Annotated in this window: 19 protein-coding genes; 13 read left to right on the plus strand and 6 right to left on the minus strand. The window is 63.4% G+C overall.

The window, feature by feature from the left end; genetic code table 11:
- Window positions 1–30 precede the first annotated feature (30 nt).
- The 5 genes from L21_RS12250 (at window position 31) to L21_RS12270 (ending at window position 4,701) form a co-directional block, all read left to right on the plus strand.
- Window positions 31–780, plus strand: a complete 750-nt coding sequence (locus L21_RS12250) for a peptidase associated/transthyretin-like domain-containing protein (RefSeq protein WP_074370739.1) — start codon at window positions 31–33, stop codon at window positions 778–780.
- Entirely contained in the window at window positions 777–1,310 is a 534-nt protein-coding gene (locus L21_RS12255; protein WP_074370740.1) for a DUF8121 family protein, read from the plus strand. The genes L21_RS12250 and L21_RS12255 overlap by 4 nt, the downstream gene beginning before the upstream one ends.
- Window positions 1,311–1,448: 138 nt before the next feature.
- Window positions 1,449–3,062 carry a PQQ-binding-like beta-propeller repeat protein gene (locus L21_RS12260; RefSeq protein WP_074370741.1) on the plus strand — a complete coding sequence of 538 codons (1,614 nt, stop codon included), beginning with the start codon at window positions 1,449–1,451 and terminating at the stop codon, window positions 3,060–3,062.
- The gene (locus tag L21_RS12265; protein ID WP_074370742.1) at window positions 3,059–3,601 is read left to right on the plus strand and encodes a hypothetical protein; all 543 of its coding nucleotides are present in this window, start codon (window positions 3,059–3,061) and stop codon (window positions 3,599–3,601) included. The genes L21_RS12260 and L21_RS12265 overlap by 4 nt, the downstream gene beginning before the upstream one ends.
- On the plus strand, window positions 3,598–4,701 hold the full coding sequence (locus L21_RS12270) for an outer membrane lipoprotein-sorting protein (RefSeq protein WP_074370743.1): 1,104 nt from the start codon (window positions 3,598–3,600) through the stop codon (window positions 4,699–4,701). Before L21_RS12265 ends, L21_RS12270 begins: the two co-directional genes overlap by 4 nt.
- An 898-nt stretch (window positions 4,702–5,599) precedes the next feature.
- Here L21_RS12270 and L21_RS12275 read toward each other — a convergent pair.
- The 4 genes from L21_RS12275 to L21_RS12290 all read right to left on the minus strand — a co-directional run bounded on the left by L21_RS12275 (window position 5,600) and on the right by L21_RS12290 (window position 8,030).
- Window positions 5,600–5,866 carry an SHOCT domain-containing protein gene (locus L21_RS12275; RefSeq protein WP_074370744.1) on the minus strand — a complete coding sequence of 89 codons (267 nt, stop codon included), beginning with the start codon at window positions 5,864–5,866 and terminating at the stop codon, window positions 5,600–5,602.
- On the minus strand, window positions 5,863–6,312 hold the full coding sequence (locus L21_RS12280; RefSeq protein ID WP_074370745.1) for a DUF6325 family protein: 450 nt from the start codon (window positions 6,310–6,312) through the stop codon (window positions 5,863–5,865). The genes L21_RS12275 and L21_RS12280 overlap by 4 nt, the downstream gene beginning before the upstream one ends.
- Before the next feature lie 89 nt (window positions 6,313–6,401).
- On the minus strand, window positions 6,402–6,941 hold the full coding sequence (locus L21_RS12285; protein WP_074370746.1) for a small multi-drug export protein: 540 nt from the start codon (window positions 6,939–6,941) through the stop codon (window positions 6,402–6,404).
- Between the two features lie 150 nt (window positions 6,942–7,091).
- Window positions 7,092–8,030 (minus strand): IS5 family transposase, encoded by a 939-nt coding sequence (locus tag L21_RS12290; protein WP_074370747.1) that lies wholly within the window; start codon window positions 8,028–8,030, stop codon window positions 7,092–7,094.
- A 204-nt stretch (window positions 8,031–8,234) separates the two neighbouring features.
- Between L21_RS12290 and L21_RS12295 the strand changes: the two genes are divergently transcribed.
- Both L21_RS12295 and L21_RS12300 read left to right on the plus strand, forming a co-directional pair.
- Window positions 8,235–8,666: a phosphate-starvation-inducible PsiE family protein gene (locus L21_RS12295; protein WP_074370748.1), complete on the plus strand. Its 432-nt coding sequence runs from the start codon at window positions 8,235–8,237 to the stop codon at window positions 8,664–8,666.
- Between the two features lie 196 nt (window positions 8,667–8,862).
- Window positions 8,863–10,245 (plus strand): sugar porter family MFS transporter, encoded by a 1,383-nt coding sequence (locus L21_RS12300; RefSeq protein WP_074370749.1) that lies wholly within the window; start codon window positions 8,863–8,865, stop codon window positions 10,243–10,245.
- On the opposite strand, the gene L21_RS12305 is transcribed toward L21_RS12300, so the two are convergent.
- Entirely contained in the window at window positions 10,212–11,744 is a 1,533-nt protein-coding gene (locus tag L21_RS12305) for an MFS transporter (RefSeq protein ID WP_143727303.1), read from the minus strand. The genes L21_RS12300 and L21_RS12305 overlap by 34 nt on opposite strands.
- A 368-nt stretch (window positions 11,745–12,112) precedes the next feature.
- Here L21_RS12305 and L21_RS12310 point away from each other — a divergent pair, with 368 nt between their 5' ends.
- The 4 genes from L21_RS12310 (at window position 12,113) to L21_RS12325 (ending at window position 17,571) form a co-directional block, all read left to right on the plus strand.
- Window positions 12,113–14,818 carry an MGH1-like glycoside hydrolase domain-containing protein gene (locus L21_RS12310; RefSeq protein WP_256713209.1) on the plus strand — a complete coding sequence of 902 codons (2,706 nt, stop codon included), beginning with the start codon at window positions 12,113–12,115 and terminating at the stop codon, window positions 14,816–14,818.
- A gap of 124 nt (window positions 14,819–14,942) precedes the next feature.
- Entirely contained in the window at window positions 14,943–15,494 is a 552-nt protein-coding gene (locus L21_RS12315) for an HdeD family acid-resistance protein (protein ID WP_074370751.1), read from the plus strand.
- Between the two features lie 197 nt (window positions 15,495–15,691).
- On the plus strand, window positions 15,692–16,111 hold the full coding sequence (locus L21_RS12320; RefSeq protein WP_074370781.1) for a hypothetical protein: 420 nt from the start codon (window positions 15,692–15,694) through the stop codon (window positions 16,109–16,111).
- 167 nt (window positions 16,112–16,278) lie between these two features.
- Window positions 16,279–17,571, plus strand: coding sequence for an anaerobic sulfatase maturase (locus tag L21_RS12325; protein WP_074370752.1), 1,293 nt, complete (start codon window positions 16,279–16,281; stop codon window positions 17,569–17,571).
- A 26-nt stretch (window positions 17,572–17,597) separates the two neighbouring features.
- On the opposite strand, the gene L21_RS12330 is transcribed toward L21_RS12325, so the two are convergent.
- Window positions 17,598–19,946: an arylsulfatase gene (locus L21_RS12330; RefSeq protein WP_074370753.1), complete on the minus strand. Its 2,349-nt coding sequence runs from the start codon at window positions 19,944–19,946 to the stop codon at window positions 17,598–17,600.
- A gap of 229 nt (window positions 19,947–20,175) precedes the next feature.
- On the opposite strand from L21_RS12330, the gene L21_RS12335 reads away from it, so the two are divergent.
- Both L21_RS12335 and L21_RS12340 read left to right on the plus strand, forming a co-directional pair.
- Window positions 20,176–20,715, plus strand: coding sequence for an LURP-one-related/scramblase family protein (locus L21_RS12335; RefSeq protein ID WP_074370754.1), 540 nt, complete (start codon window positions 20,176–20,178; stop codon window positions 20,713–20,715).
- A gap of 223 nt (window positions 20,716–20,938) precedes the next feature.
- Window positions 20,939–21,187, plus strand: a complete 249-nt coding sequence (locus L21_RS12340; protein WP_074370755.1) for a hypothetical protein — start codon at window positions 20,939–20,941, stop codon at window positions 21,185–21,187.
- The last annotated feature ends 68 nt before the right edge of the window (window positions 21,188–21,255 follow it).

The raw sequence follows: 21,255 nt of genomic DNA on the forward strand, positions 1-21,255 counted from the left end.
CTCCCCATCCCTCTTCCAAGGAGCCGGACTATGAGACGAACTATTCTGACGATCTTCTGCATTCTCGTGCTGCTCATGGCGGCAGCCCCGGCGAGCGCCGGGGGGGAACCGGTCGAGACCTCGACGTTCCTCTCGGTCATCTCACCGAAGCAGTACGAGACGGTATGGAGCGATCTCGTCCCGCCCGAGGTCACGGTCACCGGCAGGGCCGAGGCCTCGAACGGGATACGGGACGTGGTGGTCGCGAGCAGCGCAGGTATGGTCTCGTGCGGGAACGCGACCAATTTCTCCTGCACCGTCCCGGTCGCTGAAGGGAACGAGACGATCACCGTGACCCTGATCGACAACCTGGGGAAGACCTCTGAGGCGGTGCTGCACGTCTACGTCAACGTCGATATCTCGCCGCCGCCGTGGATCTCCGTGATCGGGACGGTGAAGGACGTCGACGGTCGTCCGGTCCCGGACGCAACGGTGAGGTCCGAGTCCGTCCTCCCGCTCGCCTGGGGGCCGCACCCCGTGACGACCGGGACCGCCGGTGACGGCAGTTACCTGGTCGAGAACGCCTTCGGCTACGGGCAGAACATATCGGTCGAGAAGGAGGGCTACCTCCCCCTGCACCGGGAGGTCGTCTTCGAGAACACTACCAACCGCCTCGACCTGGAACTGGAGCCGGAGCCGCCGCAGACCCGGACCGCGCCCGGGTTCTCCGCCGGGATGGGCATCCTTGCGCTCGCGGGAGGGCTGCTCGCCGTTCGAGCACAGAGGAGACGTGAAGGGTGAACCGCGCATACCGGTTCGGGGCGGCAGTTCTCGCGGTCGTTGCGGCGGGACTGGTCCTTGCGTTCCTCGTCCCTCCGGTTCAGCTGACCGAATACGATGCCACCGGTGATGAATTCAGGAAAACGGCAATATTTCTGCATGACGGCAGGGAAGTCTTCCCCGTATCGGTGCTTAATGAACCGCTCCCCGCCTCCGGCCGGGCACGACTGGTTGTCGAACTCGGGGATCGTGCAGGGATACGTATCGAGAGCGTGACGATCGGCGTCCGGGGTTCCACGGAGGCATACCTGGAGGCTCTCGGCGGCGATTCTCCGGTTATCCGTTTTCAGCACGCAACCGACGGCGGATACGGGAGCATTCTTGAGATCCCGGATACGGGGATTCAGGGCAACGGGGCGATGATGATCCCGTTCCTCCTCCAATCTTATGGGGACGGGACGGAGAACCTGACGATTGACATCGAGGCGCGGCTTTCGGAGACGGGTTTCCCGTGGCGTCGCTACGAGGCCCGGCACAGATTCGAAGTCTGACCGCTGCCCTGCAGGGTAGATAGTCCGCACAGAAGAGATATATAGCGCCTTCCCCCATCGCTCATTAATAGGCCTTCCGTTCTGCCGGCAGACGTGCCGGACCGATGTTTGACGAAATCGGGAGGCCGGAGTGTTCCCATGAAGTATCTTCACGTTATCCTCATCCTCTGCCTCTTCATCCTCCCTGCGGCTGCCGAGACCCCCCGTCCGGCCGAAAGCCCGGTGGAGGCGCCCGTCGACCGGCTTGAGATCGACGACGCGGTGAAGCGGGCGTCGCCCTACTACGTCATGCTCGCCGGGACGGAAGACGAGCGGGAGAACCTGCTCGGCTACATCGACCGCTCCCCCCGCTCCGCCGAAGAGAAGGAGGCGTTGAAGGAGTCCCTCCGCGAGATCTGGCGAAAGTATCCGGTGGTGCACGAGACCGAAGGCTCGGTGACCCGGATCGCGTTCGACCCGGCGGCGGGGGAGAACCCGGTCCTGACCGATGAGGAGAACGCCCTGCTCGCTGATATCTCCCGGGCCATGGCGGAGGCGTTTGCCACCGAGCCCACGGGCACGCAGGCCACCTGGTATGACCTCTCCGTCTGGCTCGTCAAGACGGACGGGCAGGGGAACGAGGTCTGGAACCGGACCTACCCCGGCGGGGATAGTGCGGATGTCGCGTCGGTGCTCCAGGCGGACGATGGGGGGTACCTGATCGCCGGAAACACCGGGTTCCGGGACGCCCTGCTGCTCAGGACGGACGCGGACGGCAATGAGGTCTGGAGGAAGACTTACGGCGGGCCGGACTGGGATACTGTGCGTGCCGTGGTCGCGGCCGACGACGGCAACTACGTCGTCGCCGGGAGCACCGGCTGGACGCCGGAGAAGGATACGCGGAGTGCCTGGCTCTTCAAGGTCGCGCCGGACGGTCGTGAGGTCTGGAGCCGGACGTTTCCGGGGGACGGGCTCTTCACGACGGTCGCCATGACCGGTGACGGCGGGTTCATCCTTGGCGGGAACAGAAAGACCGGAACCGACAACGCCTGGCTGGTTCGGGTCGACCGCGATGGGAGAGAGGAGTGGAGCCGGTCCATCGGCGGCAACGGTTCCGGGATCGTGGACAGCGTCATACCAACCCCGATCGACGGCGGCTACCTCGTCGCGGTGAGGAACCCCTGGGAAGCGGATCGTTCCGGAACCGCCGCGCCGATCCGGGTGTTCAAGACCGATCCGGCGGGGGAGGTTCTCTGGACGAGGACGCTTGACGGGATGGACGGCGGCACCAGCGCGACTCTTCTTGAGCCGCCCGGCGGAGGCGCCGTCGGTTACCTCGTCGCCGGCGGGGCATTCCGGCCCGGAAGCGACCTCCCCGGCCCCTGTCTCATCAAGATCGGCGGGACCGGGAATGTCGCCTGGACCGTGACGCCGGAGATTCCCGGCATCTTGGTCACGTCGGCGGTCGCGCCGTCTCCGGGGCAGTATGCCTTCACCGGCACGGTCTACGCCGGAGGGCCGCACGACGGGTGGCTGGTGATCCTGGACTATACGGGAAACGTCACCGCTGCGCACTCGTTCGGCGGAGATGCGACCGACGATATCTCGGCTCTTGCGGCGACGGCCGACGGCGGCTACATCCTCGCCGGGACGACCCGGTCGTTCGGTGAGAACGGGTGGACGGCGCCCGCCCGTGCCCCCGGGTTCGGGACGCTCGCGGCGACGGTCGCCTGCGGGATCGCGCTCCTCTGCCGCGGGGTGAGGCGAGGATGAAGGCCGGTCCGCTCATCGCCGCGAGCGCGGTCTTCTTCTTTCTCTGGGCGGTCATGCCGGTGATGCTCGCTTCCCATGGCTCCATCGGCTCCGGGAGCGTCATATTCCTGCTCTCGCTCATCTCGCTCGCCGGGTCGGTTGAGTTCCTGCGGGCGATGCGGCGGGAGTCGCCCCGGTGGTTCTGGGGCATACCGTTCGTGGCCGTCTGTACTGCTCTTCTGCTCTGGACGGGGGTCGCGGCGTGGGCTGTGCCGGATCATTCCGGGAACCCCGCCTTCCAGATCATGTTCCTTCTTCCCCCGGCCGCGGCACTGCTCCTCTCCTCCTTCCCGGACGACTGCCGGAAGAGGGTGCGGATGCCGACCGTCGTCGTCACGGTACTCGGCATCGCCTCGCTCTTCCTGGCCTTTGGTGCGTTCCTCATCCCCACTCCCGTGTCCGCACCGGGCGTCATGGAGTTTGTCGGACCCCTGTATGCCCTCCTCCTCATGCCGGTCGTCGGGCTGCTCCTTATCGTGGCGGGGGCGGCCTGCCGATGAAGCATCTGGTGCTCGTGCTCCTCGTCCTCGCCTGCACCGCCGGGTGCCTCGGCACCGCCGCGGACCCGCCGCCGGCGGACGAGATCGCCGCCCGGTTCGTCGCGGCGGAGGAGCGGGCGACGGACTTCTCCGCCACCGTAGCGGTAGCGGCCGGTTCCGAGAACGTCACCGCGAGGCTGTTCCGGAAAGACCCCGGGTGTTACCGGATCGAGTACCTCGAGCCCGGGGACCTCGCGGGAACCGTCGTCGTCTCGAACGGCACCCGGAAATGGCGCTACGACCCGACGACCCGGACGGCGCTGACGGTCGCCGGGCCGTATATGAATGCCGCCTTCTCCGAACCGCCCTACCCCGGCTGGGCGGAGGGGGTCCGGGGGTATACGGAGACGGTCGCGGAGTCGCTTGCCGAGCAGAACGCCTCGTACCGGGGCACCGAGATCGTCGGCGGCCGCACCGCCTATCTCCTTGAGGTCGCGGACGACTCGAAACTCTTCGAGGCGCCCACTCGCTACCGGGAGGCGGTGCACCGTTTCAAAGTCCGGATCGACGCCGAGACCCGGCTCCTCCTCGGCCTGGAGATGTACGGCAACCAGGGGAACCTGATCCTCGCAGCCGATTACACCGATCCTCTGGCGAACACCGGGCTCCCGGACGACCTCTTCGTCTTCGACCCGCCGGCCGGAACCACGATCCGGCCGATGCCGACGGCCGCGATCACGCCGCTCTTCTTATCGAGCATCGACGACGCCCGGCACTATGGTGTGGAGATGCCGTCCTCCCTCCCGGAGGGATACGCCTTTGCCGACGGGACGCACCTCCCCGGCGGCTATACGGTGCTCCGGTTCACGAACGGCAACAACGACCTGGAGGTCGTGAAACGGCTGCACGACCCCTACCGGGAGGAAAGGGTGCTCCCCGGGACGCCTGAGGCGGTGCTCCTCTCCGACGGCCGGGAGGCCGAGTACGTCTCCGCCGGCGGGAAGGACCAGCTCCGCTGGCGTGACGGCGAATACGCCTACCAGGTTACGGGCGCCATGCTCGGCAAAACTGAACTCGTGCGGGTGGCGGAATCGGTAGAGGCTGCGCCGGTTCCGGCATGAACCCGGCGGACGCGTCCTATCGAGCGCGACCGCTACGTAGTTAAAATAAGAATCACCGCACCCGGATGAGCGTGGCTTCCTGACCGGGCGAACCCGCGCCATGGGGTGTGTATAGGGGTCCGGTCTCCGCGGCACGGGGAGATGGTTCACATCTTCCCGTGCCGTTCCCCTCTCCGGAGACCGGTGACCGCCTGTTCTGCCCCCCCTCATCCCTGCCGGTCAAATGGGAGGTAACGCGTGTGGATTGAACTAAATTGATAATGAGACACCTGGTATGTGGAATGAGACGTAATCTGATATGGTATCCGGTAAGTTTGTAACGATCGCCTGAAGGATTACGATGAGTGTTAACGGGCGTTACCCGGTTTAACAGAGGACACCGTGCCAACAGGCAACTATTCTAAGACCCGCCTTATCATAACCTTTTCCATTTGTTATTTTAACGATATGCCTTTATTTTGAATAAATAGTAATATAACGCGGTTATTGAGGGCGAATGGCCTTTCGCCGAATCCCGTGACGGCACCTCTAAAAACCACGACTCCCGGGGGCAGAACGGGCCCGTGTTCCCTGCGTTCGCCGCCGTCCGTACCGGTTCAGGCACCCGGTCGGTATCCCCGGGAAAGGGGTGACGGGCAGGAACCTCAAGCGTTCGGGAACAGCGGGCCTGCGCGGGCCTGATCCGGGATAGTGCGGCGCCGGTCCCCTGCACCGCTCTTCTCTCCCGCCCGGGGGACTGCTTCAGCGGCGGATTCCGGTATGCCCGTAGTCCCGCCCGAGTCGCTGTTTAGATGCCATGGTCCTGCAATCGCGGTGTGGCCTGAATTCCGCTGATAGACGGCTCCTTGCGTTGCGCCGGCCGGTTCGGGAGCCTCAAAGATGGTGGAGTCCGGCGCTCCTACCGGGCAAGGATCTTCTGCTTCTTCTGCTGGAACTCCTCCTCCGTCAGGGCCCCCATCTGTTTCAACTCCGCGAGTTCCCTGAGTTGAGCCATCTTATCCTCCTGGGTTATCCCTGTCGGGGCGGGCGCCTGCACCTGCGCCGCCTTCTTCATCTCCCTCTCCCGCATCCTCTTATCGACAGCGCGGGTAGTCACGGTGGCTGTCCCCGCGACCACCGCGGTACGGGCCACGGTGCCGATAAGGCCCGGCCGGCCGCCTCTCATGGTGCCGCCTCCAGTGCTTCCTGCTCTTCTGGTCTCCACGCCAGCGCGGCATCCACCCTCTCTTTTGGGATGCGTTCGCCCGCGATCAACCTTCCGTCGGCGTTGAGAACGGCGTCGCGGAACCTCGTTGCCCATACGTGCTCGAAGAGAAGCAGCGCCACGGAACTGTTCTTCTCCATGATCTCGCCGACCTTCTGTACATCCTCCTCGGCGAAGAGCGTGCTCGCCTCCCGCGCGAGGGGGGCGAACGCGTCCGCCGCATCCTTCTGGAGGTCGGCAAGTTCCATCACGCTGACGTTGCCCTGCTCGTCTTTCCTCACGAAGACGAGATCGATGATGCGGATGACGCCTTTATCGACCACCTCGCGCAACGCCGGGACGATCTCGCCTTTGAACTGGTTTCCCGGAAACTCGATGACCATATACTCGACCGGACCAAGAGACATCGTGCGCCTCCGGAGCAGGATGCCGGTTCAACTATATATCTCGTTCTGTTGCCCGGCATCCGGGCGTATCGCAGTCTTCGCCGTTCGTATCAGAAGACCACCCGGACGAACCCGAGCGCCACGAGCAGGAGGAAGCCGGTGACGAGGATCCATCCCAGCGTGACGAAGAAGACTGACTGGAGTTTGTTCCACCGCAGAAGCCACCCGATGACGACGCTGGAGTAGAGCCCGATCACCGGGAGCATGGGGAGGATGATGAGCGTGACTGCGCCGTACCTCTGCAGGATCGGGTACCGCTCCATCTTTGCCTCCGTGCTCTTCGTGAAACGCCTGACCCTCTCCGACTGCTCGGCAAACACGTCCAGGATCTCGTAGATGGCAAGGACGATCCCGAGTTCAACGAACGTCATGACGGCGAGGATGAATGCAGGGTTCAGGCCGAGCCCCATGCCGACGAAAACGGCGTTTGCCTGGAGAAGGAGGGTGGAGACGATCAGGGAAAAGACCCTCGCGGTCGGGACGGAGAGGAGAAGCCCGAGAAGCACGGGTATCAGGGTGGCGACGACGAACGCGATGGCAACTGCCCGAAACCCCTTCCGGACCCCATCAATCGCCTTAGATCGGTCCATTGTTTCACCCGAACGCCGGGAGAGGGGCGAGCCCCGGAGTTCTTGCAATTCCGGCGTGCCATAGGGTGCGCACTGTGGTATATGAACATTGCCCCGGGACTGCTGTGTTGCATAATTATCCTGGTGGTTACCCCCGCCATTCCCCTCCTGTCAGGCTGCCAGAGCGATTAACCTGTTATAGCAGTTCACTTTCATCCGTAATTCACGAAACATCCCCTCCCGAGACGTCGCCTGTACCCCCTCTCCCAGGATCCGTTTGATGGTGGAGAAGGCTCCTTCCGCCTTCCACCGCATCCCGTAGGTAACTACCAGCGCCCATCTGAGATATCCACCCCATCTGTTTCGGTTTCTGACGCATTCGGCTCGATACGGTGACCCGGTCGAGTGGGTTGCAGCATCAGTTCTCGTCTTGACGCCCGAGGCGATTCCCCGGTGTTCGAGGGCGTTGAAGAGTTCGTTCCGGTCATAGGCACCATCCGCGAGAACTCGGTACACCGGGTGTTCCTCGCCACAGTGTTGTTGGGTCTGGTCGAGGAGGGGAATGAACAGCTGGTCGTCCTGTACCGACTCATCGGTGATTTCCAGACCGAGCGCCTGGTTGGTCTCGACATCGATCATGAGATGCACCTTGATCCAACCACGTCTGGCCCCCCATTTCTCGCGCATCCACTCCCCTCGGTTCGTGACCTTGATCCCGGTGCTATCAGCGGCGATGATGACATCTTCGGCGAGGATCTCGGGGAGTACCTCGAGCGAGAGATCCAGATTCTTGATTCGACGGAAAAGCGTGGTATAGTCGGCTGCCCGGAGAGAGGGGATGAATGTCGCGAGTTTCCGGACAAATCCCTCCATCTGGCGGTAGGGCATCCTCAAGAAGACGTGGATGCGGGCCATCCATTCAATGAATGATGCAGGATATTGGAAGGGCTGGCCACGCTTGCCAGCGTTCATCTGGGCGAGCTGGGCATCCCACTGGTCGACAAAGTCAAGCGAGAGATAGAACTCGCCGCGCTTGGTCAGGAGCTCATTATATATACCCCAGTCACGAGTATCGGGGTACGGGCGTCCCCAACGTTCGGTCTTTGGCATGAAGGGGCGGAGGGGATGTCCGGCATCTTCTGTGTTGGGGTCAGTGGATCAGATTTATGCAACACAGCACCCGGGACAGATCGCCTTCGCATCTCTCCGGGGGCACGGCGCCCCCAGCACCGCGTGAGACCGGGAGGATCCCATAAATCAGAATCTGCAACATTTCCGGCATCTATTTATGCGGATCCGCAGGATAACCTATGCATGCGCCGTTTCGTGGAGCGTTTTGAGCACGTTACCTACATCGCGCTCATCGTATTCCTGGTTGTGCTGCTCTCCTTCTCGCTCCTCGAACTGGGGTGGATGGTGGTCACGGCGGTGTTCGAGGTCTCCACCTACCGGCTCGATAGCGATGAACTCTTCGATCTTCTCGGGTACTTCCTGCTGATCCTCATCGGCCTGGAACTCCTGGAGACGATAAAGGCGTACCTCGATAAGAGAGAGTTCCACGTCGAGATCGTCATCCTCGTCGCGATCATCGCCATCGCAAGAAAGGTCATCCTCCTCGACACGTCAACCGCAGGCGAGCTCATCGGTATCGCGCTGATCATCATCGCCCTCTGCGGCGGCTATTACCTGGTGCGCCGGGCAGGACTGCCGCATTCGCTCAGGCCGGGGCGGCGCGAAGAGCCGTGATATCCGTCTCCGGCCTACAGGTTTAAGTACCTGGATTGCAACTGAACGCGATGACATCCCCGGCAGTCTCCGGTGACGGAGTATTCCTGTTATTTCACGAAATCGCCCTCTCTCCACGACCCGATGGTGAACCCCTCTCATCCCGCCCCTCCTCTCCGGGTTCGGGAGAGACTCCCCGGCGGGGTGGAGGGCCCCCATGACCTCTGAACCCGGCCGTGTCACGGGGTTCGTCCTCGTCGTCGCGGCAATCGCCGCCGTTGCCGGGATCCTCTTCGGGTTCGATACCGGCGTCATCTCCGGGGCGATCCTCTTCATCAACGAGGAGTTCAGCTTAACAAGCGTCACGACCGAGGTGGCGGTGAGCTCCGTGCTGATGGGCGCGATCCTCGGGGCGCTCTTCGGGGGGCCTCTCTCCGATCGGGTGGGGCGCCGCACCTCCATCCTGGCCGCATCGGTGATCTTCATCGCGGGCACGTTTGTGGTCGTTCTCTCCCCCATCTTCTCCATATTCATCATCGGCCGGATCCTGATCGGGATCGCTATCGGCGTCGCATCGTTCGTCGCGCCCCTCTATATCTCGGAGATTGCGCCGGAAAGCATCCGGGGCGCCCTTGTCTCGCTCAACCAGCTCCTGATAACGGTCGGCATCCTGATCGCCTACGGCGTGAACTACTCCTTTGCGGCAGCCGGCGACTGGCGGGCGATGTTCCTTGCGGGCGTGATCCCGGGCACGGTTCTCCTGGTCGGCATGTTCCTGATGCCCCGGAGCCCCCGGTGGCTGATGTTCATGAACCGTCCCGCCGAGGCCGCAACCGTCCTCAAAAAGATCCGCGGCACCGCCGACGTATCGGACGAACTCGGGGAGATCGAGAGGAGCGTGCGCACGGAGGGGGCGGGGACGTTGTCGGACCTGGTCGCGCCCGCGGTTCGGCTCCCGCTGCTCCTGGGTCTCGGGCTCGCGATCCTCCAGCAGGCGACCGGGATCAACACCGTCATCTACTACGCCCCGACCATCTTCCAGTTTGCCGGACTCGCGGAGGCGACCGCCTCGATCGCCGCGACGGTCGGGATCGGCGTCGTAAACGTCCTGGTGACCCTCATCGCCATCCGGCTCGTCGACCGGGCGGGGCGCCGGCCGCTGCTCCTCTGGAGCCTTGCCGGGATGGGTATCGCCATGCTGCTCCTCGGGATCGGGTTCGCCCTCGAGAAGAGCGGCGCCGGAGGGGCGGCCGTCTCGCTCGGGCAGGTCACCGCGGTGAGTCTCATCATCTACGTCGCCGCCTTTGCGCTGGGCCTCGGCCCGATCTTCTGGCTGCTCATCGCCGAGATCTACCCGCTCAGCGTGCGGGGACTGGCCATGAGCCTTGCGACGGTCACGAACTGGACCGCGAACTTCCTCATCGCGGCGACGTTCCTCTCGCTGGTGGACCTGATCGGGGAGTCGGGGGTCTTCCTCCTCTACGCGGTGGTTGCCCTGCTCGCGTGGCTCTTCGTCTTCAAACTCGTGCCGGAGACGAAAGGGCTGTCCCTGGAGCAGATCGAGGCCTACTTCCGGTCCCGCGGGCGTCCGGGCGGGTGACGGGAGGGGCGCCGATCAGGCAGGCTCGGGCCCGGGCTCCGGGGCACCGGACTCGCGGGCAGCATGAACGCAGCTGCAAGGCCGACCAGAGCAAAGAACACCAGGACGACCAGCGCAAGGGCGTAGCCCATGTTCCCCTCAACAAGGGTGGATACGATGACGGTGCCCGCGATGGCCACGCCGAGCGAGGAGCCCAGGTTCGAGACGCTGCGCGAGAGGCCCGATATCTCCCCCTGGTCTTTCTCGGGGAAACTGGACTGGACGACGTTGACCGAGGATGTCAGCATCACCCCGACGCCCAGGCCGACCAGAAAAAGGCCCGGCACGAAGGTAAGGACGTTCGAGGTCTCCCGCACCCACAGCAGCAGGAGGAGCACGCCGACGACCGTCACGATGAACCCCGCCCGGATCAACGTTGCCTGGGAACGCCTCCGCGCCAGCCTGGCCGCAGCCATCGAGGAGAGCAGGATGCCGATCGTGGCCGGTGTCAGGACCAGGCCGGTCTCGATCGCGCTGTAGCCCCGCACCGTCTGCAGGTAGACCGACACCACGAACGAGAGGCCCATCAGGACCAGCCACTGGATGTTCTGCGTGATGAGGCCGAGGTTCGATGTGCGGTTCTTAAACAGCCTGGTGGAGAGCAGCGGCTCCTTGCCCGCCCGCTCCATGGACCGGATGTGCCAGAAGAACCCGGCCAGCAACAGCAGTCCGATCAGCACGAAGACCCATACCGGCGATATGCCGCCCTGCGGGATCAAGACCGTATTCCCGATGACGAAGTCCTGACTGGCCGCAAACCAGCCGTAGGTCGAGGCCTGCAGGATGCCGACCACCACGAAGAAGAGTCCCGCCGCCGAGAGGATGGTTCCGACGATGTCCAGACGGGGTTTTGGGCCCTGGATACCCGGGTCGACGATCTTCCGGCTTTGAAGGATGACGATCCCGACGACGAGAGCCTGCACGACAAAGGCTGCTCGCCAGCTGATCGCGGTGGTGATGATCCCGCCGACCAGCGGGCCTGCGGCCGCCCCGATACCGCCCGCCGCACTGATCGCGCCGAAAGCGCGGGCGCGTGAGGTGAGGTCGGGAAAGAAGACCGTCGCGAGGATGTAGACAGGCGGGATCAGCAGCGCGGTCCCGATGCCTTCGAGGAGCGAGTAGCCGAGGATCAGGATCCCGATCCCCGGCGCCGCTGCTGCAACCAGTGCTCCCACGCCGTAGACCAGCAGGCCTCGCCGGAAGAGATACGTGCGGCCCAGGATATCCGTCAGCTTGCTGCCGGGGATCATCAGGGCCGCCATGGTGAGCGTAAAGACGGCGATGGTCGTCTGGACGCCGCTGACCGTCGTCCCCAGGTCGGTGGCGATGTTGCTGATGGCCACGTTCATGTTCGAGGCAGCGTAGCTGCAGATGAACTGGGCCAGCGCAAGCGGCAGGAGCACGCCCTGCGGGGCTGCCACCGGTGCCGGAGGAGCCGGGTCTGCGGAGTTGGTCATCATGTCAGCCCTCGATTCGATGCATCAAACGTAGAGGGTGTATATAAATTCAGCAGACCGGCGTTCCCGGATGGCAGTGCATCGCCCGTTCGAGAAGACCGGGCGAGCGGCCCGGCGGTAGCGGCAACGGGGCCTCCCGGTCTGCCTGCCGCACCGGCCGGCATCCTCCTGTTCTGCTTCCTCATCCGGTCTTCCTGGACGGCCTATGAGGCGAAACCCCCGGATCCCGCATACACAGGGGGTGAAACGCCGCATGGTGCAATTGGGGTAACCCGGAATTCAATTCCTCGAAAAATATATTATGTGATGGATGGTCTGGCTTGCGCATGACACCCGCAACGTTTGTACCCGGCACATCAGAGGGGCAACGGATGCTCGAGATCCGCGCCAGCGGTATCCCCTGGCGTCGGTGGGGACCCTACCTGAGCGAACGGCAATGGGGGACGGTGAGAGAGGATTACGGGGAGGACGGTAATTCCTGGGCCTATTTCACGCACGACCAGGCACGGTCCCGCGCCTACCGGTGGGGGGAAGACGGGATTGCCGGCATCTCCGACGATGGCCAGCGCCTCTGTTTTGCGCTCGCTCTCTGGAACGGTGCCGATCCCATCATCAAAGAACGGCTCTTCGGCCTGAACAACGGCGAGGGGAACCACGGGGAGGACGTGAAGGAGTACTACTACTACCTCGACAACACCCCTTCGCACTCCTACATGAAGTACCTCTACCGGTATCCGCAGGCGGCGTTCCCGTACAACGACCTTGTCGAGACGAACCGGCAGCGCACCCGGTATGATCTGGAGTACGAGCTCATCGATACGGGGATATTCGACGGCGATCGCTACTTCGACGTCTTCGTGGAGTACGCGAAGGCAACGCCTGAGGATATCCTGGTGCAGATCACCGTGCATAACCGCGGTCCGGAGGAGGCATCCCTCCACGTGCTGCCCACCCTCTGGTTCCGCAACACCTGGTGGCAGGGCGACGGTGCAGAGAAACCGGCCCTCCGGAAGACGGAGGGTCCGCCGGGGACCAGCGTGATCGCGGCCGGCCACCCGGATCTCGGGCAGCGTTACCTCTCCTGCGAAGGCGCTCCCGTTCTGCTCTTCACCGAGAACGAGACCAATACGGAGCGTCTCTTCGGGACGCCGAACGCCACGCCGTTCGTGAAGGACGGCATCAACAACTACATCGTCGAGGGGCGAAGCGGCGCCGTGAACCCGGAAGGATCCGGGACAAAATCCTGTGCGCACTACCGGTTGACCCTCGGCCCGGGGGAAGCGCAGAGGGTACGACTGCGCCTCGCCCAGACCCCGCCCTCCGGGGAGGCACCGTTCGGGAGCCCCTTTGAGAACGTGCTCGCAGAGCGGCAGAGGGAGGCGGATGCGTTCTACGAGAACATCACCCCTCCATCGGTCGGCCCCGATGCGGCGAACGTGATGCGCCAGGCGCTCGCCGGGATGCTCTGGACGAAGCAGTACTATCTCTACGAGGTCGATCGCTGGCTGGATGGGCACGATCCGGGCCAGCGGCCCTCCCTCAGGAACAACTCATGGTTCCACATGGTGAACGCCGACATCATATCCATGCCCGACAAGTGGGAGTATCCCTGGTATGCGGCATGGGACCTGGCGTTCCATACCATTGCCCTTGCCATGGTGGACCCGGACTTCGCCAAAAACCAGCTCGACCTGATGCTGCGCGAACGCTACCTGCACCCGAACGGCCAGATCCCGGCCTACGAATGGAACTTCAGCGACGTCAACCCTCCCGTGCATGCCTGGGCCGCCCTGTTCATCTACCGGACGGAGAAGGAACTCCTTGGCGCGGGGGACGTGCGGTTCCTGGAGAGAATGTTCCAGAAACTGCTGATGAACTTCACCTGGTGGGTGAACCGCAAGGACCGCGCCGGCCAGAACGTCTTCGAGGGTGGGTTCCTCGGCCTCGACAACATCGGGGTCTTCGACCGCAGTGCGCCTCTGCCTACGGGAGGCTACCTGGAGCAGGCAGACGGGACGGCGTGGATGGCCCTCTTTGCCCAGACGATGCTGGATATTGCCGCTGAACTCGCCGTCCACGATCCGGTCTACCAGGAGATGGCGACCAAGTTCTTCGAGCACTTCGTCTGGATCGCCTCGGCGATCAACAACATCGGAGAGCACCAGGAAGGGATGTGGGACGAGGAGGATGGTTTCTACTACGACCTCCTCCGCCTGCCCGACGGGAGCGCAACCCGCCTCAAGGTGCGGTCCCTGGTGGGACTGCTGCCGCTCGCCGCAACCACGGTCTTTACCCGGGAGATGGTCGAGCAGATGCCTGACTTCGTGGAGCGTGCCCAATGGTTCAACCGGTACCATACGCGTATGGCGTCCACCATCTCGAACATCGGCCGGGCCGGCGTCGGAGGACGCATCCTCCTGTCGCTCCTCACCGAGGAGAGGCTGCGAAGGGTTCTTTCGCGAATGCTGGACGAGAACGAGTTCCTAGGCGACTACGGGATCCGGTCCCTCTCCCGCGCACACCTGCACGACCCCTATCTCTTTTACCAGGACGGGCAGGAGCACCGGGTGCAGTACCTGCCCGGGGATTCCGATACGGGTATGTTCGGCGGGAACTCCAACTGGCGGGGGCCGATCTGGTTCCCGATGAACATGATGCTGCTCCGGGCGCTGTTGAACCTCTATGCGTACTACGGGAACGACTTTACGGTAGAATGCCCGACGGGGTCGGGGAACCGGATGAACCTCTACCAGGTGAGCGAAGAGATTGGACGGCGCCTGACCCGGGTCTTCCTCCGCGACGAGAGCGATCGGCGCCCGGTCTTCGGCTACGCCCAAAAGTTCCAGGACGATCCTCACTGGCGCGACTACCTCCTCTTCTACGAGTACTTCCACGGGGATAACGGAGCCGGGATCGGTGCCAGCCACCAGACCGGGTGGACGGGGCTCGTTGCCCGGATCATCCAGATCTTCGGGTACATGAGCCCCGAACAGGTGCTCGGGGAGGAGGCGCGGAAGCTCGTCTACAGGAAGGAGGGATCTCTCCCCCAACCGGTGCAGGGGCCTGCTGCCAGATAAGAGATGTACAGGCCCGGAAAGACGGTCAGGCCGGCGGATCGGGGAGGACTCCGCCGGACCGGGCCGGGCGGATGAGGGCAGATACTTATATATAGCGACAGTGAGCCCTCCGCACGGTGTTGTTATGGCTAACACGCTGTTCGGTGCCGGCACCTATGAGTCCGGCGCTGCTCTGGCTCCGTCACGCCGGCTCGTGCTGCTGCTCGGCGTCATCGCGATCATCTTCGGCGTTCTCTTCTTCATCTACCCCATTCCGACGCTGGAAATCCTCGTCATGTTCCTCGGCTTGTACTGGTTGTTCAACGGTATCGTTGCGTTCATCGGCCTCGTTACGGACAAAACCGGGCGGGGCTGGAAACTGCTGGTCGGGATCCTCGGCGTCCTTGCAGGAGTCCTGGTGCTCGCCTATCCCCTCTACAGCGCTATCCTCATCCCGACAGTCTTTGCGGTCATCATCGGCGTGGAGGGACTGATCATCGGTGCGGTCTACATGGTGCAGGGCTTCTCCGGCGCCAGCTGGGGGACCGGGATCCTCGGCATCCTGAGCATCATCTTCGGCCTGGTCCTGATCGCAAACCCGCTCGTCGCGGCTGTCGGCCTGGTGCTGCTCCTTGCGGGGCTCGCCATCGTCGGCGGCATCGCGGCGATCGTCGTTTCGTTCCGACTGCCGGGGTGAAGGAAGGGGAGGGATCGGAGCGTACGGCCTCCCCCTCTCTTTCGCAAAGAAGTGTATCCTGCTGCCGCCCTCTCCGGTACGAGGGCGCGTGGGAGCGCCGTTGCGGAGCACCCGGCTCACCGCAATAGATTGGGATAGTTTTATATATGCTATGTTATCATCCGGCACCGGGCAGGATGACTGCCCGGGAGACGGGTATGAAGAAGGTAGGGATACTGTTCGTCGCGCTGGCCCTCGTCCTGGCCTGCGCCGGTGCCGGGTGCGTCCAGCCGTCTGAAGAGGAGGCGGAGGCGCAGCTCTGCCAGAGTCTCGCAGACCTCGGAGCCGCGGTTGAGAGTATGGAGAACACCAGCCTGAGATCCTCTGTCGGCGATATCCGGGATGGACGGGACCAGGTCCGGTCCGCCATGGAGAACGTCAGGGATTCTGCAGGCCAGGTCGCTAACATCCGGGTCGACGATCTCAACGCGGCGTATGAAGACCTCGACCGGGCCGTAGAGGATCTTCCTGACGATCTGACCGTCATTGAGGCCATTCAGACCATCCGCCCGCAGATACAGGCCGTCCGGACTGAACAGCAGAGCCTTTACGCAGACCTGAACTGCACGGCGCAGTGATAGAGGGTCGAGAAATCGACCGGATCCAGGCGGTATCAGGGGTGTCACATAGCGGGTGAGCTAAAAATCACGAGGATGCCGTGCGCTGATGACGGCTATCATTGCAACGGTCTACCTGAGTGTCTTCGCCTGTGGGATCCCCGGCAGTATGAGAACGGAGTGGCGTGATGCGCAGGCCTGATGGCGAGGCACCCCTCGCCTTCCACATCATGGCAAAGCCGACCGGCGCCCGGTGCAATCTCGACTGCGCCTACTGCTTCTTCAGAAAGAAGGAAGGGCTGTACCCGGAGAGCAACTTCCGGATGACCGATACGGTGATGGAAGAGTACATCCGCCAGACCCTCGCAGGGCATCACGTGCCCCCTGTGACGATCGCCTGGCAGGGGGGAGAGCCGACCCTGATGGGGCCGGAGTTCTTCCGGCGGGCAGTGGAAGTGCAGAAGAAGTGCGCGAGGCCCGGAACCCGTATCGAGAACACCTTCCAGACAAACGGCATCCTCCTCGACGACGAGTGGTGCCGGTTCTTCCACGACAACAACTTCCTCGTCGGCCTCTCCATGGACGGTCCCGGGCACCTCCACGACGTCTACCGGAGGGACAGACGGGGCCGCGGCACGTTTGACCGGGTTCTCAAAGCCGCCCGCCTGCTCCGGAAGCACCATGTCGAGTTCAACATCCTCTGTGCGGTCACCGGCACGAACGCCGATCATCCCCTGGAGGTCTACCGGTTCTTCCGCGACGAGCTCGGTGCGCCGTACATCCAGTTCATTCCCATCGTGGAACGGGAGAACGAAACGGGGTTTCAGGAAGGAAATACGGTCACCGATCGATCCGTCCGGCCGGAACAGTGGGGACGGTTCCTGATCGAGATCTTCGATGAGTGGGTCAGAAGGGATGTCGGCCGGACGTTTGTCCTGAACTTCGACTGGGCGCTTGCGGGATGGCTCAACATGGCGGGGACGGTCTGCATCTTCGCCCCGACCTGCGGCCTCGGCGTGGCGCTCGAGCATACCGGCGACCTCTACTCCTGCGACCACTTCGTCGAACCGGACCACTTCCTCGGCAACATCCTCACGACACCGCTGGTCGAGCTCGTAAGTTCCCAAAAACAGCGGAGGTTTGGGGCGGCCAAGCGCGATACGCTTCCCCGGTACTGCCGGGCATGTGCGCTCCTCCCCGTCTGCAACGGCGAATGCCCGAAGAACCGGTTCATCGAGACACCGGACGGCGAGGCGGGACTGAACTACCTCTGCGAGGGGTATAAAGCGTTCTTCTCCCACGCCGACCGCCCGATGCGGATGATGGCCGACCTGCTCCGGCAGGGGAGGTGCGCCGACGAGGTGATGCCGGTGCTCGCGGCGGAGAGGAAGGTGCCGGGAAGAGTCGGCCGGAACGAACCCTGCCCCTGCGGGAGCGGGCTGAAGTACCGGAAGTGCTGTGGAAGACAGACGGCGCCCTGAAACAATGATGGTTTCTGGATCAGGGGTTAATCCCGCATGATCCAGGCGGCCACTTCTTTCTCGTGGTCGATATAATACTCACCGCTCACATCGATCACCACCCGATCGATGGTCCCGCCCGTAAAGGCGAAAGGCGCGGAGTAGTCCGGCGACACCGGCGATCCGCTGTCCCGGCCGACACAGAGCCCGTCGCCGGTGAGGGAGAAGGATCCCGGCTGTGTCCTGATCCGTCCCTCGCCCACCTTCTCCATGTCTATGTAGAGAGTGAGGGTGCCGACGGCGCTCCTGGTATCGGGATCCACACCGTCCTTTATGAACTCCGCGGTGAAGACGTGCCGGCCGGCGGGCACGGTGCTGCTTGAGGAGATCTTCTGGATCGCATCCCCGAGCCAGTTGTAGACGTAGTGAAGCCGCCCGTCTGCAATGTAGAGGCTGTGCCCGCCACCGACACCTCCGTGGGCGAACAGCACGCCCTGCGTCTCCGGCCCATCGGTGACGGCGCCGGCCACGATCCCATACGATCGCCCCCGGATATTGACTGCTACCGTCTCGGGAACCTCGGCAGCCCCCGGGTAGTAGATGTAACGGGTTCTCGGGCTCGCGGGCTGGGGACGCGGCGTGAGAAAGATCTCCAGCGGGTTGCGGTCATCGAGGGGCATACCCTGGTAAATGCCCGCATAGTAGAACCAGAGTCCCTTGAGGAGCTCGAGCACGTCTTTCTTTTCGTCGGCAAGGTTCTGGATCTGGGCCCGGTCTTCCTTCAGGTTGTAGAGCTCCCAGACGTCGTGTGCGTAGTTGCCCCAGCCCGAGAGGGGCGGGTGAACCGTGGTTGCCAGCCAGCCCCGGTGGTAGATCGCCCTCTGGCCGAGCATGGCATAGAACTGGGTTTCCCGTCCCGGCGCATCGGGATCGTCAAAGCCGGCCTTGAAGCTCTCTCCCTCGATCGGGCTCTGGGTATAGCCCTTCAGCACCTTCGGCGGCTCGATCCCCAGCAGGTCGTAGAGCGTCGGGACAATGTCCACGGCGTGGACATACTGGTGGCGTACCTCGCCGCGGGCACTGATGCCGCGGGGCCATGCAATCAGGCACATGTCCGCAGTTCCGCCCTCGTACCCGGCAAACCGCTTCCAGTAGGGGAACGGGGTGTCGAAAGCCCATGCCCAGCCGGTGCAGTAATGGTTGTATGCCGCCGGGCCGCCAAGCTCGTCGATGTGCGGCAGATTCGCCTCGACCGTGTCGGGGATGTTGTTTAAGAACTTGTTCTCGTTGAAGGAACCGCTGGGCCCTCCCTCTGCGCTGGCGCCGTTGTCGGATACAACGACGATGATGGTATTCTCCAGCTGGCCGGACTCCTCGAGGTAGTCGAGGACCCGTCCGATCTGGGCATCGGTGTAGGTAACAAAGCCGGCGTACACCTCCGCCATACGGATGAAAAGCCGCTTTTCGTCCTCGTTCAACGAGTCCCAGGGAGGTACGAAGTCCAGAGGCGGCCATGGCTGACCGTCGGGTCCGGTCGTTGTCGGCTCACCGTGAGGGTTGATGGGCGATAGCCCGGTATTCTCCGGCAACAGTCCCATCTTCTTCTGGTTATCGAGGATCTGCTCCCGTATCTTCTCGTAGCCCATATCGAACCGGCCCCGGTACGTATCAGCCCATTCCTTGAAGACATGGTGCGGGGCATGGGCACACCCGGGGCAGAAGTACATGAACCAGGGCTTTTCGGGGGCGATCATCTTCGCGTCGCGGACGAACTCGATCGCCCGATCGGCGATATCCCGTGAGAAGTGATACCCCTCGTCCGGGCGGTAGGGCTGGTCTATTGGGTGGTTGTCGTAGACGATATCGGGGTACCACTGGTTGGTCTCCCCGCCCAGAAATCCGTAGTAGCGCTCGAATCCCCGCCCGAGCGGCCAGCGCCCCTTCCACGAGGACATGTCGGTCTCTTCTCCCGGGGTCAGGTGCCACTTGCCGACGGCGTAGGTGTTCCAGCCCCGATCGTTGAGCACCTCTGAGATAAACCCGTTCTCAAAAGGAATGCGGGCGGAGATCCCCGGAAAACCGGTGGACGCCTCGGTGATGCAGGCCATGTTGTTGCTGGTTGCGTTGCGCCCGGTGAGCAGGCACGAACGGGTGGGCGAACAGAGCGCCGTGGTATGGAAGTTGCTGTAACGTATGCCCATATCGGCGATACGCTGCATTGTGGGTGTCTTGATGGGCCCGCCGAATACGTCCATGGCCCCGTAGCCGACGTCGTCCCAGACGATCATCAGGACGTTAGGGGCACCTTCCGTTGCCTGCGGCTGCAGGTAGGGTTCCCAGTCAGGCACCGAATCCCGGATATCGAGATTGACCGTGCCCTTCCATCTCTCGGACATCTTGCACTCTCCATGTTATGAGCGCCGTGTCAGGTGCCGTCACGGATTAATCTCTTTCGATGCCCGAACTCCGCCGGAGGATCGCACCCGGGCGGCAGCGCTCCGGCGACCGAACGGTTCCTGCCGGTTCCGGCCTGCGGAACCGCCGGCCTGCACTGTGTAGTAACCATAATGTGCGGGTACTGTGATTGGCGACGGCAGTCTGAAAGACACGCAGAGGATGATATCCATGATGCGAAGGAGAGCAGAAGGCGGCCTTGCGGGCCGCGAAGAGGCCGGCGGGGCACACCGCTATAAGATGCACGAGAAACTCGTCTCCATCGGGGACGACTACTGGATCGAGGACGCGGCCGGAGAGCGGGCGTTCAAGGTTGACGGGAAAGCGCTCCGCGTGAGGAACACCCTCGTCATCCAGAGCAGGGAGGGGCGGGACCTCTACACGATCCAGGAGAGGATGCTCCGGATCAAGGATACGATGGAGATCGAGCGGGGCGAAGGCGGCACGGCGGCGACGATCAAGAAGGCGCTGATCGCGCCGCTCCGGGACCGGTGGACGGTCAGTATCCCCGGAGGGGAGGACTGGGAGGTGCAGGGGAACATCCTCGACCACGAGTACCATATCGAGGCCGGGCGGCGGGAGCGGGTTGCCGGGGTCTCGAAGAAGTGGTTCCGGGTCAGGGATACCTACGGTGTGGAGGTGGAGCCGGGGCACGACGACGCGCTTGTCCTCGCCGTGACGGCGGCGATCGACCAGATGTCACACGATTGACGGGGGGCACCCGCGACACAGGTTCCGAAGACAGGGATGCAGCGTGGAGGGATCCCCTGCAGCGCCTTAAAGACCAGCGCATGAGCTGGAGGCTCCGGATGGTGGCCTGGACCGCTCCTGCCCGGGAGAGGCACCATCCTGCTCTTTCCGGCGTTACACCCATGTTTACCGCAACCCTGCCCCCCTTGTTCTCTTTCCCGGTCCCCTCACGGCCGTTAAGGGCATGCGGCAGAGGGACCGGGAGGGGCACGCAGAAAGGGATATCGCCCGGGGGAGTCTCACGGTCGTCACAGGGATTGCTCTATTCGTCTACCGGGAGGTGTACCTCATCCTCGTGACCCGGTTCTTTGCCCGCGTGGTCGTCACGCTTCTCCGGGTGGTTCGGGAGAAAGGGATTTACCGCAGGGCTTCCGGCACACGTCCGGTATGTTCGCCGGTTCTCGGGCTTCTCGCTGTTACCCTGCCCAGGTGAGCGGTCGGTCTCCTCGCCGGGATCGTGCTCATGGCGGGTGTATTTCTGTTATAGACGCGTGCGTGTTG

The organism is Methanoculleus chikugoensis (assembly GCF_900095385.1).
Classification (GTDB): Archaea; Halobacteriota; Methanomicrobia; order Methanomicrobiales; family Methanoculleaceae; genus Methanoculleus; species Methanoculleus chikugoensis_A.